Source organism: Sphingomonas sp. BK580, assembly GCF_014194975.1.
Taxonomy (GTDB): Bacteria; Pseudomonadota; Alphaproteobacteria; order Sphingomonadales; family Sphingomonadaceae; genus Sphingomonas.
In genome coordinates this window covers 627,171-642,365 of the sequence record NZ_JACIAY010000002.1, presented here as the reverse complement: position 1 = coordinate 642,365, position 15,195 = coordinate 627,171, and the positions used below count along the sequence as shown (strand labels likewise).

The 15,195-nt window shown below is 68.3% G+C and carries 11 protein-coding genes and 1 pseudogene; 8 read left to right on the top strand and 4 right to left on the bottom strand.

All coding sequences use genetic code 11. From position 1 onward, the window contains the following. Positions 1–3 precede the first annotated feature (3 nt). The 8 genes from FHY05_RS06335 (at position 4) to mazG (ending at position 9,356) form a co-directional block, all read left to right on the top strand. Positions 4–681, top strand: coding sequence for a response regulator transcription factor (locus tag FHY05_RS06335; RefSeq protein WP_183925803.1), 678 nt, complete (start codon positions 4–6; stop codon positions 679–681). Beyond that, positions 682–2,007 (top strand): ATP-binding protein, encoded by a 1,326-nt coding sequence (locus FHY05_RS06330; protein WP_183943509.1) that lies wholly within the window; start codon positions 682–684, stop codon positions 2,005–2,007. It abuts the gene before it with no gap. A gap of 401 nt (positions 2,008–2,408) precedes the next feature. Further along, positions 2,409–3,020: a hypothetical protein gene (locus FHY05_RS06325; RefSeq protein ID WP_183943508.1), complete on the top strand. Its 612-nt coding sequence runs from the start codon at positions 2,409–2,411 to the stop codon at positions 3,018–3,020. Between the two features lie 1,200 nt (positions 3,021–4,220). Continuing rightward, positions 4,221–5,501, top strand: coding sequence for a glycoside hydrolase family 130 protein (locus FHY05_RS06320; RefSeq protein WP_183943507.1), 1,281 nt, complete (start codon positions 4,221–4,223; stop codon positions 5,499–5,501). A gap of 72 nt (positions 5,502–5,573) precedes the next feature. Further along, positions 5,574–6,476: an alpha/beta hydrolase gene (locus FHY05_RS06315; protein WP_183943506.1), complete on the top strand. Its 903-nt coding sequence runs from the start codon at positions 5,574–5,576 to the stop codon at positions 6,474–6,476. A gap of 54 nt (positions 6,477–6,530) precedes the next feature. After that, positions 6,531–7,865: an amidohydrolase gene (locus tag FHY05_RS06310; RefSeq protein ID WP_183943505.1), complete on the top strand. Its 1,335-nt coding sequence runs from the start codon at positions 6,531–6,533 to the stop codon at positions 7,863–7,865. Between the two features lie 229 nt (positions 7,866–8,094). After that, positions 8,095–8,559 carry a VOC family protein gene (locus FHY05_RS06305; RefSeq protein WP_183943504.1) on the top strand — a complete coding sequence of 155 codons (465 nt, stop codon included), beginning with the start codon at positions 8,095–8,097 and terminating at the stop codon, positions 8,557–8,559. Between the two features lie 38 nt (positions 8,560–8,597). Next, entirely contained in the window at positions 8,598–9,356 is a 759-nt protein-coding gene (gene mazG / locus FHY05_RS06300; protein WP_183943503.1) for a nucleoside triphosphate pyrophosphohydrolase, read from the top strand. 89 nt (positions 9,357–9,445) lie between these two features. Here the strand turns inward: mazG and hflX are convergent, their stop codons facing one another. The 4 genes and pseudogenes from hflX to FHY05_RS06280 all read right to left on the bottom strand — a co-directional run bounded on the left by hflX (position 9,446) and on the right by FHY05_RS06280 (position 15,168). Continuing rightward, a complete protein-coding gene (gene hflX, locus FHY05_RS06295; protein ID WP_183943502.1) occupies positions 9,446–10,738 on the bottom strand; it encodes a GTPase HflX in 1,293 nt (430 codons plus the stop codon). 10 nt (positions 10,739–10,748) lie between these two features. Beyond that, positions 10,749–11,306 (bottom strand): annotated as a pseudogene (gene hfq, locus FHY05_RS06290) (RNA chaperone Hfq); the annotation flags it as partial. A 235-nt stretch (positions 11,307–11,541) separates the two neighbouring features. Next, on the bottom strand, positions 11,542–12,912 hold the full coding sequence (locus tag FHY05_RS06285) for a sigma-54 dependent transcriptional regulator (RefSeq protein ID WP_183920375.1): 1,371 nt from the start codon (positions 12,910–12,912) through the stop codon (positions 11,542–11,544). 6 nt (positions 12,913–12,918) lie between these two features. Then, a complete protein-coding gene (locus tag FHY05_RS06280; RefSeq protein WP_183943500.1) occupies positions 12,919–15,168 on the bottom strand; it encodes an ATP-binding protein in 2,250 nt (749 codons plus the stop codon). Positions 15,169–15,195 lie beyond the last annotated feature (27 nt).

Sequence of the window (15,195 nt, the reverse complement as noted above, 5' to 3'; positions counted from 1 at the left end):
GCGATGCGGATATTGATCGTCGAGGATGATAGCGACACCCGCGCCTTCGTCGCGCAGGGGCTGGGGCAGGCCGGACATCAGATCGCGGTCAGCGAGGATGGTCGCGACGGACTGTTCCAGGCGACCGGTGGGGGCTTCGATGCGATCGTGGTCGACCGGATGCTGCCCGGCCTCGACGGCCTGGCGCTGGTGAAGGCGTTGCGCGCGGCTGGCGACGCGACTCCGGTCCTGATGCTGACCGCGGTGGGCGGTATCGCCGATCGCGTCGAGGGGCTGGAGGGCGGTGCCGACGACTATCTGGTCAAGCCCTTCGCCTTCTCCGAACTCGCCGCTCGCCTCAATGCGCTGGCGCGTCGGCCGGCACCGCGCGGCGACTACACGCATCTGCTCCGGGTCGGCGATATCGTCCTCGACCTGCATCGTCGCGCCGTCGAGCGCGACGGCCGGCGCGTCACCCTGCAACCGCGCGAGTTCGCGCTGCTCGCCGAGCTGATGCGCAACCCGCGCCGGGTGATGACGCGCACCATGCTGCTGGAGCGGGTGTGGGATTTCGATTTCGACCCGAAGACCAACATCGTCGAGACGCATCTGAGTCGACTGCGCTCCAAGCTCAACGCCGGCTTCGACGCTGATGCAATCGAAACGGTGCGCGGTGCCGGCTACATGATCCGGGGCGAATAGATGCTCGCCCGCCTGTGGCGCTCGACTTTCGGCATCGTCGTGCTGGTCGCGCTGGCGTTCAGCGTCGCGACGCTGGCGATCGGTGCTGTCGCCTATGAGGTGACGCACGAGGCGTTGGAGGAGCAACTCGACCACCGCGTCGCGGTCGAGACGCATGCGCTGATGGCCGAGGCGCGCGAAGGCGGCTTGGCGGGGGTGGCGGACGCAGTCCGCCTGCGCAAGGATGCCCGCAACGAGGCGAGCCTCGATTATCTGCTCATCGACCGCGCCGGGCGGACGATCGCCGCGACGATCACGCCGCTGACGCCGGTCGAGCCGGGCTATCAGGAGCATTTGGGTTTCCGGCGCGGCGCTGATGCCGGCGTCGGTCAGGCGCTCGCCACGCCGCTGCCCGGCGGGATGCTGGTCGTCGTCGCCGACCGGCGCGATCTCGCGGCGATCGACCGGACGCTGGCGTCGCTGTTCGCGACCGCGCTGGCGACGATGCTGGCGCTGGGGATCGGCGCGGCCGTGCTGGTCGGATGGCTCACTCGGCGTCGCCTGTCACGCATCGATACCACTGCGCAGGCGATCATCGCCGGCGACCTGACGCAGCGGGTGCCACGCGACGGGTCGGACAGCGAGTTTGACCGCCTCGCCGCCACCCTCAACCGGATGCTCGATCGCATCGCCGCGCTGATGGATAATCTGCGGCAGGTATCGACCGACGTCGCCCACGACCTGCGCACGCCTTTGACCCGCCTGTGCAACCAGCTCGACCGCGCCGCGGCCGGGGACGCGGGCGCGATCGAGGCGGCACGGCGGCAAGCCGACGATCTGCTGGAGATATTCGCCGCGCTGCTGCGCATTGCCGAAGTCGAAGGGCTGGCTGAACGTCGGGCGTTAGGGTCGATCGACCTGTCGGCGCTGCTGGAGGACATGGCCGAAACTTATCGCCCCGACTTTGAGGCCAGCGGCCACCTGTTATCGGCGGATATACCGGCCTGCTTGCGTGTCGAGGGCGACCGCCGTCTGCTGGCTCAGGCGCTGTCGAACCTGTTGGAGAACGTGTTGCGCCACACGCCGCCCGGCACCACAGCGACACTGGCTGCAACGGCTACGCAGGATGCGATCGAGGTGGCGCTGGAGGATGACGGCCCAGGCGTTCACCCCGCTGATGCCAAACGCCTGTTTCAGCGTTTCGCGCGCGCCGAGGCGTCACGTACCACTGACGGGCATGGGCTGGGCCTTGCCCTCGTTCGCGCCATCGCCGTTGGTCATGGCGGCAATGCAATTCTGTCCCGATCCGAGCGGGCATTCGGTGTCACCATACGGCTTCCGAGATAGATGGATACGCGCTGGCGTTTGGCGTCAGGGTTCTTGAAATCTGAGTGGACGACGGCTTCTGAGAAGCCGCAGGCTTTCCCATTCGACCATCTCAATCGGGACGGTGAGCGGCGTAAGCCAACGTTAGCTATGAGCGCTGCCTCACCCGAAAGCGGCCGGTCCGCAAACCTGCCAATCTCAGACGTTCGACGTGCGTCCGGCCGTCGCCCTGGGTGATTGGCCGAAATTGGCAGGACAGCGGTCCGGCAGCTTTCGGGGCCGAGCAACTCGTTAGCTGCCGTTCGTGAATGTCGCGACCGCTATTGTGCGACGGTTCTGTTGAGAGCAGCATTGCCAAGCGCAAGGCCACCTCCAAATTCGGAGCGTGGACGGGAGTGTGATCGTTGCTAACACGTCGTGAAATGAGCGTGGCAAGTGGAAGTGCAGCTGTTGCGCTGGCGGAAACAGCGAAGGCTCAGGGGTCCACTGATCTTGTTCCTCCCGCAGAAGGTCGCGACGCGTACGGGCTCGATGGCGCGCTAGGGCAAGCGAACTACTTCGATCGCGTTCTTCGTGGTTTGGGAGAACCCGCCATCCTAACCGAGAATGCCAAAATCATTGGTGCGACCTTCAGGTTGACCGAGGACTATTCCCTACGCCGGCCTCGCGCAGCTCGAATTATATTTCTCGAAGAAGCAGAACCTCGAGCCGTTAGCATAATCAAGGATTATGGAACGCAGACGGCGACAAATGCAAAACCCATAGCTGTTTTGCGCTACTTCGATGGGCAGGCAGCGACACGTCTTCGCCTGCTGATCGATGACCGAGAACGCTTCTGGGATGCCTCGCCTGTTCCCCCGGACTGGTGGGCGATTGCTTGCCAAGCTCGCAATGGGAACCGGCCATGCCCGCCAGCCACTGATGGCGGCACTTCCCTGCTTGAAGGCAGGATTGGCCCGAAGAAACATGCAATCCTGCGGCATAATCCGGATAGCACAAGCCTTGTTCAGCAACTCGTTCGAGACGTGTTCTAAAGCTGGAGCCCTATGTGTCCGCTTCGAAGACGATGGTATCCGGACGCGAACCGCTGACCAGCAACTCTGCAAATTAGCTAAGGTACCACCAACTATCCTTCGGAGGTGGCGAGGTCGTTGCCGCTTCTACCATCATAAGAGCTATTAAGGGCGCCTCCACATTCGCGGCTCACAGTGCAATGATCCTGTCGGGAGGACAGCGAAGGGGCGAATATCAGGTTTACTTAAATGAAAGCTGAGCTTCGAGCTCCTGCCCACCGATTGCAAGCGATTTGGTGCTCCAGCACGTTGCGAGGCTACGTTCGGAACGAGACCACCAATCGACTACTGGTCCGGTGAACCCTGCAAGGGTAAGGTGAGCACCGAGACCAGCCATCCGATCAGGCGTCCCACTCACCGTTAGCAAAGGTGTCTCCGTGACCGTGCCGGGGCTTGATCGCTCGGGCGGAGCGAAGCCTACTACCGCAATTTGCGATAGCTTCCTGAGAGATGTTTTTAACTCAGGGCATGCATCGCCATCAATCCAATCATGGATGACCCTTTCACCTGGAGAGCATCTGCTATTTGTCCGGTCAGCGCACCAATTGTAATCACGCCGTAGTCGTTCAGCGATCCACCGCTCCCCCTCGCCATCGTCGAGTATGACAGAAATTAGGACCGTTTCGTCAACATCAACTCCAAGGCCGCCGCCCTGCAAAGTGACGCGGTAACGTTCGAATGAGCGGATCGGAGGCTGTCCAGATACGGGTACAGCTACCAACAAGGTTGCAAGAATTACGGCCATTCTCGGAGTGTACACGTTTTCTCTCCGGCTCTGGCTTCGCGGGATTATCGTGGCTGGTTCTGACCTACTGAACGAATGGCAACAAGGCAGGAGGAGGAGATTACGCTCACGAGGCTGAAATTTGGGCGTAAGCGGGCATCCACCGGCGTTACCGAGCCCGCTGCTGTCGCAGCGGGTCCGAGGGCGCAAGAGCCGCCAGGTCACCTTCTCAGCGGGAGCAGCGCTGCGCTGCTTGGGGGGCTCCACGCTGCCCCCGCTGCCACGAGGCGGTGTCTTTTCTATCTGGCAGCGAATGTGTCTTTTCTAACTGGCGGCAACACGGCAGCGGCAGAGATGCGCTCGTCGGCGATCATTCCTGATGGATATTAGCGCCCTTCCGCGCGCTATCGGCTGCGCAACCACCATGAGGGCTCGACATGGACGCCGCCGAGGTCTTCACCACGCTCGATCTCGAGCTCCAGCCGGATCCTGCGCGCACGGTGATCCGGCCGTTCAGCTTCGACTATCCCGAGGCGTTCGCCGCGGCGAAGCCGAGCCGTGCCAGCGCGGTCGCGTCGCGGCTGATGGCGCTCGACCTGCCGATGCGCCAGCGCATGCTGCGCCTGCTGCACGAGGCGATGCGACCGCGTCACCGCCGCGTCGATCAGGTCTTCCTGCGGCGCTTCGACGAGGTGCGTGAGGCGATCGGGATCCATGTCGATGCCGAGTGCGACCGCCTGCTGATCGGCGCCTATTTCAGCCAGGAATATGCGTTCGAGAGCGCGGCGCTGTTCAACCCCTCCATCGTCGCCGTGCCCGACCAGGATCCGGACGACGATCGCGTGTCCTTCCTGCTCTCGCTGCGCGGCGTCGGCGAGGGGCATATCTCCTCGGTGACGTTCCGCTCGGGCAGTTGGGACGGCGGCACCCGGCTCACCGTCGATCCGCCGAGCACGCAGGGCGTACCGCCGCGGATCGAGCGCGACGACGACGCGGGCTGGGTGCGGCTGCGCTCCGACGACAGCGAGGACATCTCCGAGACCGTCATCTTCCCGATCCTGCCAAGCCAGCGCAGCGGCGTCGAGGACCTGCGGCTGGTCCGCTTCACTGATCACGACGGCACGCAGAGCGTCATCGGCACCTACACCGCGTTCGACGGCCGCGTCGCCCGCGCCGAGCTGCTGCGCGGCATCGACGTGCGCACCTACGAGATGCGCCCGCTCACCGGCGCGATGGCGGGTTACAAGGGCATGGCGCTGTTCCCCCGGCGGATCGGCGACGAGTTCATCATGCTGGGGCGGCAGGACAATGAGAATATCTGGCTGCTCCGCTCCCACGATCTGCACCAATGGGAGCGCGGCGAGATCATCATGCGGCCGGAATATCCGTGGGAGTTCGTCCAGATCGGCAATTGCGGCTCGCCGATCGAACTCGACGAGGGCTGGCTGGTGTTCACCCACGGCGTGGGGCTGGTGCGCGGCTATTGCGTCGGCGCCTGTCTGCTCGACCGCGACGACCCCAGCAAGGTGCTGGCGCGCACCCCTTCCCCGCTGCTCTTCCCGAGCGCAGAGCAGCGCGGCGGCTATGTCCCCAACGTCACCTATAGCTGCGGTGCGCTGCTGCACCGCCGCCGCATCCTGCTGCCCTACGCGATCGGCGACGAGCATACGGCCTTCGCGACCGGGAGCGTCGACGATCTGCTCGGCGTGATGCGCTGAGTCGCGGCACCGCGATTGCCACGTTACCTTAGCTATGCTTGATAGAAGGCTGTAATCAGTCGAGGGTTTAGGATGCGGCGGCGGAACGGGAGAGCCCTGCTGGCAGTGGTCGCGCTGGCGGCGGCGATGGTCGGCGGCGCGGCGGCGCAGGACCCGGCGCCCGAGCGGCCGGTGCGTTATGACCGCATCCTGCTGTGGCCGAACGGTGCGCCGGGCGTCGCCCACCGTCGCGCCGAAGCCGAGGTGGCGCGCGACTATTGGGTGCGCAACATCCACGATCCGTCGCTGATCCCCTTCCCCGCCCCCGCCACCAAGCGCAACGGCGCCGCCATCGTGATCCTGCCGGGCGGCGGGCACAAATTGCTGGTGTGGACCAACGAGGGCACCAAGGTGGCGACCGCGCTCAACCGCGCCGGGATCAGCGCCTTCGTGCTGAAGTATCGGCTCGCGAACGAGCCCGGCTCGACCTACACGGTCGAGGGGGACGCCGCCGACGACGCACGCCGCGCGATCCGCTGGGTGCGCGCGCACGCCGCCGAATACGGCATCGACCCGGCGCGGATCGGCGCGATGGGCTTCTCCGCGGGCGGCGAGCTCGTCACCCAGGTCGCCGATCATCCCGAGCCGGCGGGGCGGCCGCGTACCGACGCGATCGACTCGCTGTCCGCCCGGCCCGACTTCCAGGTGCTCGTCTTCCCCGGCCCGCGCGGCGTGCCCGCGCCGGCGATCGCGACCGCACCCCCGGCCTTCCTCGTCGCCGGCAGCCGCGACGAGTGCTGCGCCGCACCGACCGTCGCCTTGTACGAGCAGCTGCGCCGCGTCGGCGTCTCGGCCGAGCTGCACATGTACGCGGACAGCGGTCACGCCTTCAACCTCGACGAGTCCGAGCGCCTCTCGATCCTCCACTGGCCCGATCGGCTGTACGACTGGCTCGCCGACGGGGGCTGGCTCTCGCCGCGACCACCCCGACGCTGAGCGGCGTTGCGTCATGGCGCGCTGACGCTACGCTGGTCGCGAAGGGGAAATCACATGCGCTACCTGCTCGCCGCGACCGCGCTGTCGCTCGTCGCCACGCCCGCGCTCGCCGCGCCTGATGATGCCGCCGCGATCGCCGCCGACTATGACAAGAGCTTGGGGGTCATGTGGGACGACTTCCACCGCCACCCCGAGCTCTCGTTCAAGGAAGAGCGCACCGCGGCGAAGATGGCCGCGGCGCTGCGCGCGGTCGCCGGCATGCAGGTCACCGAGAAGGTCGGCGGCACCGGCGTCGTCGGCGTGCTGCGCAACGGCACGGGGCCGGTGGTTCTGGTCCGCGCCGACATGGACGGGCTGCCGGTCGAGGAGAAATCGGGACTGCCGAACGCGAGCAAGGTGCGCCAGGTCGGTGTCGACGGGGTCGAGGCCCCGGTGATGCACGCCTGCGGGCACGACACGCATATCGTCGGGCTGCTCGCCACCGCGCGCCGGCTCGCGGCGCTCAAGGATCGCTGGGCGGGAACGGTCGTCTTCGTCGTCCAGCCGGCCGAGGAGCGCGTCGGCGGTGCCTCTGCGATGCTGCGCGACGGGCTCTACACGCGCTTCCCCAAGCCGCAGTACGCGCTGGCCTACCATTCCAACTCGGAGGGGCTGGCCGGGACCGTCTCGGCGTCGGAGGATATCCAGTACAGCTCGTCCGACAGCGTCGACATCATCGTGCCGGGGATCGGCGCGCACGGCGCGAGCCCGCACACCGGCAAGGATCCCGTCTATATGGCGAGTCAGCTCGTCATCGCCTTGCAGGGACTGATCAGCCGCGAGCGCCAGCCGCTCCGCCCCGGCGTGATCACCGTCGGCAGCTTTCACGCCGGGCTCAAGCACAACATCATCTCGGACGAGGCCAGGCTCCAGGTGACCGTTCGCGCGAACGATGAGGCGACCCGCAAGCAGCTGCTCGCCGGGATCGAGCGCGTCGCCCGCGGTATCGGGGAACTCAACGGCATGCCGGAGGACAAGATGCCGGTGGTCAAGGTGATCGAGGGCACGCCGACGACGATCAACGACGCCGCGCTGGCGCGCCGGCTCAATGGCGTGATGGCGGCGACGCTCGGCGCCGACAAGGTGATCCCGTTCCAGCAGAAGGGCATGGGGGCGGAGGATTTCGCCGCTCTCGTCCGACCCGAGCTCGGCGTGAAAGGCTATTACTTCGCGGTCGGCGGCACGCAGCAGGCGGCGTTCGACGCGGCGGCCAACGGCGGGCCGCCGGTACCGTCGCACCACTCGCCCTTGTTCAAGGTCGATCCGCGCGCGGTGGTGACCACCGGCGCGACGGCGATGACAGCGGCGGTGCTCGACCTGCTCAGGCCGGCTCAGGCCGTCGCGGGCTGAGAACCTTCAGAAGAAACTATCGGCGCCGCGGCATGCCTTCTTGCCGTCAGCCTGGCAGCGGCAGCGGCGACGGCCCGTTGTCGTCGGGCTCGATCCGGGATCCACGCTGCGGCGTACGCACGAGCCGTTGCTCTCGCGGCGGCATGGATCCCGGATCAAGTCCGGCATGACGAACGCCGTGATGAGCCCCTGCCCCGGTGCGACAGAGGGGAAGTAGAAGGAGAGGATGATGCGTTTCTCACTGGCCGCGCTCGTCGCGGTCGCCGGCCTCGTGCCGATCGCGGCATCGGCACAGGCGACGATGAACCACGTCGCGGTCAACGTCACCGATCAGGCGCGCAGCGTCGCTTACTATGAGGAAGCCTTCGGCCTCAGCGAGATACCGGCGCCGCTCAACGCCACGCCGGGCCGTCCGCGCTGGATGCGGCTGGGCAACGGGGTCGAGCTGCACATCCAGGCGATCAAGGTGCCCTTCACCCCGCCCCCGCGCATCATCCATTTCGCGCTGACGGTGAAGGACCTTGATCCCGTGATCGCGTATCTGAAGAAGACCGGTCGCACCTGGACCGACTATGCCGGCAAGGTCGGCGAGATCAAGCGCACGCGTACCGACGGCGTCCGCCAGATCTTCACGCAGGATCCGGACGGCTACTGGATCGAGGTCAACGACGCCGCCCATCGCCCGCCGCGCTGACGCTGGCCCCGCGCGCCCTCGGCTGCTAGCGCGTCCGCATGAGCGAGCAGCGAACGAGCGCCGAGATCGAGCGGCTGGTGGCGATCATGGCGCGGCTGCGCGGTACCGGCGGCTGCGAGTGGGACCGCGCACAGACCTTCGCGTCGATCGCGCCCTACACGATCGAGGAGGCCTATGAGGTCGCCGACGCGATCGAGCGCGGTGCGATCGACGAGCTGCGCGACGAACTCGGCGACCTGCTGCTCCAGGTGGTCTTCCACAGCCGCATCGCCGAGGAGGACGGCGCCTTCGCGCTGGCCGACGTCGCCGCCGCGATCAGCGACAAGATGGAGCGACGCCACCCGCACATCTTCGGCGACCGGGCCGAGGGCGGCCACCACCTGTGGGAGGAGGTCAAGGCGGCCGAGCGCGCCGACAAGGGCGCATCGGGGGCGCTCGACGGGGTCGCGGTCGCGCTGCCCGCGCTGATCCGCGCCGAGAAATTGCAGAAGCGCGCGGCACGCACCGGCTTCGACTGGCCCGACGCGAGCGGATCGCGCGCCAAGGTCGACGAGGAACTCGCCGAGGTGGAGGCGGCGCGCGACCAGGCCGAGCGCGTCGAGGAGATCGGCGACCTGCTGTTCGCGGTGGTGAACTGGGCGCGGCACCTGGGGGTCGACCCGGAGCAGGCGCTGCGCGCGGCCAGCGCCAAGTTCGAGCGCCGCTTCCGCGCGATCGAGGCGGCGGGTGGCGCGGGCTTCGCGGCGCTGCCCCTTGAGGAGAAAGAGGCGCTGTGGCAGCGGGCGAAGGCGGGATGACGGGGGATCGCGGCGGCTGATCGGCGCGGCATTCCCCCTGCCTCTCGCACCGCCCACTGGCGGCCCCTCGTTGGAGGAAGGTTAACTCCTCACCCCTGCCGCGACAGGAAACGCTCGTGCACCGCGGGCGCCATCCGCACTTCGTAGCGCACGCGGTCGCCCTCGACATGCTGGTCGAGCACCTCGCCGTTGGCGTGAAGCCACGCCGCCCCCGCGCCGTCACCCGCATCCAGCGCGATGGCGTAGCGCTGGTGGCCCTGCGTCAGCAGGTCGGCGACGTGGCGAACCAGCTCGTCCACCCCCTCCCCGGTCAGCGCCGACAGGGCCACCACGTCGTCGCGCCGCGCCGCCTCGTCGAGCAGCTCGGTGCGCGCCTCGCCGTGGAGCAGGTCGAGCTTGTTCCACGCCTCGATCCGCGGCGTCGTCTCGCTCACGCCGACGTCGGCGAGCACGCCCTCGACGTCGGCCTTCTGCGCGGCCGTATCGGGATGCGCCACGTCGCGGACATGGATCAGCAGGTCGGCCGAGACGACCTCCTCCAGCGTCGCCTTGAACGCCGCCACCAGCTGGGTCGGTAGCTCCGAGACGAAGCCGACCGTGTCCGACAGGATCGCCTTGTCGATCCCGGGCAGGCTGATCTGGCGCAGCGTCGGGTCGAGCGTGGCGAAGAGCAGGTCCTCGGCCATCACGTGCGCGCCGGTGAGCCGGTTGAACAGCGTCGACTTGCCCGCGTTGGTGTAGCCGACCAGCGCGATCACGGGCCAGGGCGCGCGCTGGCGCCGCTCGCGGTGCAGCCCGCGCGTGCGGGTCACCTGCTCCAGCTCGCGCCGCAGCCGCGCCATACGGTCGCGGATCAGCCGGCGGTCGGCCTCGATCTGGGTCTCGCCCGGGCCGCCGAGGAAGCCGAAGCCACCGCGCTGGCGCTCGAGGTGGGTCCAGCTGCGCACCAGCCGACCCGACTGATAGTCGAGGTGCGCCAGCTCGACCTGGAGCCGCCCCTCCGCAGTCGCGGCGCGCTCGCCGAAGATCTCGAGGATCAGCCCGGTGCGGTCGATCACCTTGATCTCGAGCGCGGTCTCGAGGTTGCGCTGCTGGATCGGGGTGAGGCTGCCGTCGACCACGACCAGCCCGGCCTCCTCCATCCGCGCGCGCGCGGCGAGCTCCTCGATCTGGCCAGCGCCCATCAGTGTGGCGGCGCGCGGCGTGCGGATGCGCAGCGCGACGCGATCGACGACCACGACCCCGATCGCCTCGGCGAGGCCGGCGGTCTCCTCCAGCCTCGCCTCGGCGTCACGGGACGAGCCGCCGAGATCAGGATAGACCACGATCGCGCGGGCGCCGCGGGAGAATTCGTCGCGGTCGCGCTCGAAGCCGGTGCTCATGCGCGCGCCCTCACTCGTCCTCGCCCGCGGCCTGCTCCTCGGCCAGATTGAGCGGGCGCGACGGCTGGATCGTCGACACGGCATGCTTGTAGACCAGCTGCGACATGCCGTCGCGCTGGAGCAGCATGCAGAACAGGTCGAAGCCCGCGATCGCGCCCTGCAGCATCACGCCGTTGACGAGGAACATCGTCACCGGGTCCTCCGACTTGCGCACCGCGGAAAGGAAGATGTCCTGCAACAGCTGCTTCTTGCCGCCCTCACCGAGCTGGCCGACGATGCCTGCGACGTCGATCGGGCCGGCCGGCATGATGGTGGAGATGGCGTGCTTGTAGATCAGCTGCGACTGGCCGTCGCGCCGCAGCAGCACCGAGAAATTGTCGAACCAGGTGACGATGCCCTGGAGCTTCACCCCCTTGACGAGGAACATCGTGACGGGGGTCTTGGACTTGCGCAGCGCGTTGAGGAACAGGTCCTGGAGCGAGGTCTGCTTGTCGGCCATGAGAAGGTCCTTGTTCTTGGCGGGAGGTTCCCCGCGGGGCGCGCCGTTGCCGGCGTCGGATAGGTCGCGCTGTAAGCGGCGGGGCTAAGGTAGGGTTCCGGCGTGGGCGCGTCTAGGTGGGGGTGGCGGTCACATCGGCCGCGTGCGTCAGTCTCCCTCCTCGTCCGCCTCGCGCAGGCGTCGAGCGAAGCCGAGAGGCCGCCCGTCGAGAGGTCGATGCTCGTGGCACTTCCCGACAAGCTCGACGGCTGCCGAGGCGAACGGTCGGGGGTGATCGGCGGCAGGGCATTCCCCCCTGCCCCGCTCACTCCTCCCGGGTCTCGGTGATCCCCAGCAGCTTGAGCTTGCGATGCAGCGCCGAACGCTCCATCCCGATGAAGCTCGCGGTGCGCGAGATGTTGCCCGAGAAGCGCCGGATCTGGACGCGCAGATACTCGCGCTCGAAGGTCTCGCGCGCCTCGCGCAGCGGCGCTCCCATGATCGCGGTCGCGCCCGGGCCGGCGTCGTGCCCGCCGAGCACCTCGGCGGGGAGCAGGTCGAGGTCGATGCGGCCGATCCGGTCGCCGGGAGCGAGGATGATGGTCCGCTCCACCACGTTGCGCAGCTCGCGCACGTTGCCCGGCCAGTCGTAGGACTGGAGCGCCACGAGCGCGTCGGTGGCGATCTCGGGGACGGGCACGCGGCGCTCGGCGGCGTAATGCGCGACGAAATGTTCGACCAGCGCGGGGATGTCCTCGCGCCGCTCGGCCAGCGGCGGGATCGTCACCGGCACCACGTTGAGGCGGTAGTAGAGGTCCTCGCGGAAGCGACCCTCGGCGATCTCCAGCGAGAGGTCGCGTGCGGTCGCGGAGACCACGCGGACGTCGACCTTGACCACGCGCGTGCCACCGACGCGCGTGAAGCTCTGGTCGGTCAGCACGCGCAGGATGCGTGCCTGAGTCGCCTGCGGCATGTCCGCGATCTCGTCGAGGAACAGCGTACCGCCATGCGCCTGCTCGAGCAGCCCGGTGCGGACGAGGTCGCCCCCCTCCTCGACCCCGAACAATTCCTCCTCGACTCGGTCGGGGCTCATGCCCGCGGTGCTGACGATGACGAAATTGGCATGAGCGCGCTGGCTCCAGCCGTGGAGCAGCCGCGCCGCCACCTCCTTGCCGACGCCCGCCGGACCGACGATCAGCACGCGGCTGCCCGTGCCCGCGACGCGCTTGAGCGTCGCGCGCACCGCGTTCACCGCCGTGGAGCTGCCGGTGAGATCGGTGCCGCGGCCGGATGCCGCGCGCAGGCTCGCCACCTCGGCGCGCAGCCGCTCGGTCTCGGTCGCGCGCTCGACCATCAGCAGCAGCCGCTCGGCCTGGAACGGCTTCTCGATGAAATCGGCGGCGCCCTTGCGGATCGCCGCGACCGCGGTGTCGAGCGTGCCATGGCCCGAGATCACCAGCACCGGGATCGAGGGATCGCGGCGCTTGATCTCCTCGAGCAGGTCGAGCCCGTCGAGCCGCGAGCCCTGCAGCCACACGTCGAGCAGCACCAGGCTGGGGCGGCGCGTCGCGATCGCCTCCAGCGCGGCGTCGCTGTCGCCCGCCATGCGGGTCTCATAGCCCTCGTCCTCGAGCACGCCGGCCACGAGTTCGCGGATGTCGAGTTCGTCGTCCACGACAAGGATGTCGATCGCCATAGCTGTCTAGATCCGATTCCTGGTCAAAGCGGCGATCGTGCGATCGTCGTCGGTGGAGCCCGCGCCGGGCGGAAGAGTTTCCTCGGCGGCGAGCGGGGCAAGCAGCGACGCGTCGAACGAGAGCGTCACCACCGTGCCGCCGCCGGCGCGATCGGCGAAGGTCATCGTGCCGAAATGCTCCTCCACGATCTTCTTGACGATCGCGAGCCCCAGGCCGGTGCCGCGCGCACGCGTCGTCATGTAGGGCTCGACGATGCGGTCGCGCTCGAGCGGCAGGCCGACGCCGGTGTCGGCCACCTCGATCACGACGCGGCCCTCGACCTCGCGCAGCGCCATCGTCACCGCGCCCTCGCTGACGTCGGCGGCCTCGACCGCCTCGACCGCGTTCTTGACGATGTTGGTGAGCGCCTGGCCGATCTGGCGACGGTCGCACACCAGGGTCGGCGCGGGCTCGTCGTGATCGAGCACGAAGCGGATCCCGGGATGCGCGACCTCGTGGAGGAACATCGTCTGGCGCGCGATGTCGACCAGCGCTTCCTCGCGGAACACGGGCTTGGGCATGCGCGCGAAGGAGGAGAATTCGTCGACCATGCGGCGCAGGTCGCCGACCTGGCGGACGATCGTGTCGGTCAGCCGCGCGAAGGTGGTGTCGCCCGCCTCGATCTTGCTGCCGTAGCGGCGCTGGAGTCGTTCGGCGGCGAGCTGGATCGGGGTGAGCGGGTTCTTGATCTCGTGCGCGATGCGGCGCGCCACGTCGGCCCAGGCGGCGCGGCGCTGGTCGGTCAGCTGCTGCGTGATATCGTCGAAGGTGATGATCGGCCCGGTGCCGTCGCGCGCGATCCGCGCCGCGAAGGTGCGCATCTCGCCCTGGACATTGTGCTGGACGTTCGCCTCGCGCGCGCCCTGGTCGAGCATCGCGTCGAGCTCGGGCGCGACCGCGCGCAGCACGCGGCCGACCGGTGGCGCGTCGAGCCCCAGCAAAGTCTGCGCCGAGCTGTTGACCAGCCGGATCGTGCGGTCCTGCGAGTCGATCGAGATCACCCCCGCCGACACGCCCGACATCACCGCCTCGATCAGCGCGCGGCGGTTCTCGAGCTGCGTGTTGGCGGTGACCAGCGCGGTGTTCTGCGTCTCGAGCCGCGCGGTCATGCTGTTGAAGGCGTTCGCGAGCGTGCCGACCTCGTCGCGCGCCGGCGTCTCTGGCACGCGCGCGGACAGGTCACCCTCCCCGACCCGACGCGCGGCGTCGACCAGCTCACCGACCGGGCGCACCAGCCGGTCCGCCACCGCCAGCGCGATCCACACCGCGACGCCGACGATCAGCAGTGAGACGATCAGCAGCGCGGCGTTGAACTGGAGCTGGAGCGAACGCGCGCGCGCGATCAGCTGGCGATAGTCGTTGAGCACCGCGGCGCCGCGGTTGAGCTGGTTGGCGAGCTGCGGGTCGAACACGCGTGCCGAGTAGAGATAGGTGTGCGGCTGGTAGTCGAGCCGGGTCAGCACACCCACGCGGTCGCCCGAGCGCACCACCACCGAGGCGGCGCCGCCCTCGATCTGGTCCACCATCGGCTTGGTGACGACGCGCTCGAGCTGACGATCGTACGGGTTGACCAGCGCGCGCGTGCGCAGCTCGCCGTCCTGCCCGCGCTGGACGATCAGCGCCTCGGACAGGTTGCGCAGGTACAGCTGATAGGCGAGCCCGGCGGCGAAGCGCTTGCTCTCGATCGGGTCGGCGCGGAGATAATCCGCGAGATCGCCCGCCATCGTCATCGTCTCGCGACCGACGCGATCCGATTCGTTGCGATAGCTCTCCTGCGCCACCGAGGCGGCGTTCTCGAACATGCCGCGCGCGCGGTCGGAGTACCAGAATTGGACACCGTATTGGAACAACAGCGAGGCGAAGATCGTGACGAGCAGCGCCGGCACCGCGGCGACGAGCGAGAAGAGCAGCACCAGCCGGACGTGAAGCCTTCCTTCTCCGCCGACCGGTGAGCGCGCCGCGCGGTTGAGCGCGATCCGTCGGCCCAGCAGGATCATCAGCGCGATGCCGGCGACGAGATTGGCCACGAGCAGCAGCGCGACGACCGGGGGCGCCAGCAGCGCGGCCGGACCGCCCTCACTGCGCACCGTGAAATAGCTGCCGACGCCGATCGCGACTGCCACCGCCAGCACCGCGAGCTCCAGCGCCGGCGTCACCGTCGGGCGCCGGCGAGCGGACGACGTGCTAGAGGAAGAGGGAGGGACTCCCGCGATCATCGCTCCCCCGCTACAACATCGGTGTTG

Excerpts from the sequence above, each read along its gene's own strand:
- FHY05_RS06315 (WP_183943506.1), top strand. The coding sequence starts at position 5,574 with ATGCGGCGGCGGAACGGGAGAGCCCTGCTGGCAGTGGTCGCGCTGGCG.
- FHY05_RS06335 (WP_183925803.1), top strand. The coding sequence starts at position 4 with ATGCGGATATTGATCGTCGAGGATGATAGCGACACCCGCGCCTTCGTC.
- mazG (WP_183943503.1), top strand. The coding sequence starts at position 8,598 with ATGAGCGAGCAGCGAACGAGCGCCGAGATCGAGCGGCTGGTGGCGATC.
- FHY05_RS06325 (WP_183943508.1), top strand. The coding sequence starts at position 2,409 with ATGAGCGTGGCAAGTGGAAGTGCAGCTGTTGCGCTGGCGGAAACAGCG.
- FHY05_RS06320 (WP_183943507.1), top strand. The coding sequence starts at position 4,221 with ATGGACGCCGCCGAGGTCTTCACCACGCTCGATCTCGAGCTCCAGCCG.
- FHY05_RS06285 (WP_183920375.1), bottom strand. The coding sequence starts at position 12,912 with ATGGCGATCGACATCCTTGTCGTGGACGACGAACTCGACATCCGCGAA.
- FHY05_RS06305 (WP_183943504.1), top strand. The coding sequence starts at position 8,095 with ATGCGTTTCTCACTGGCCGCGCTCGTCGCGGTCGCCGGCCTCGTGCCG.
- FHY05_RS06330 (WP_183943509.1), top strand. The coding sequence starts at position 682 with ATGCTCGCCCGCCTGTGGCGCTCGACTTTCGGCATCGTCGTGCTGGTC.
- FHY05_RS06280 (WP_183943500.1), bottom strand. The coding sequence starts at position 15,168 with ATGATCGCGGGAGTCCCTCCCTCTTCCTCTAGCACGTCGTCCGCTCGC.
- FHY05_RS06310 (WP_183943505.1), top strand. The coding sequence starts at position 6,531 with ATGCGCTACCTGCTCGCCGCGACCGCGCTGTCGCTCGTCGCCACGCCC.
- hflX (WP_183943502.1), bottom strand. The coding sequence starts at position 10,738 with ATGAGCACCGGCTTCGAGCGCGACCGCGACGAATTCTCCCGCGGCGCC.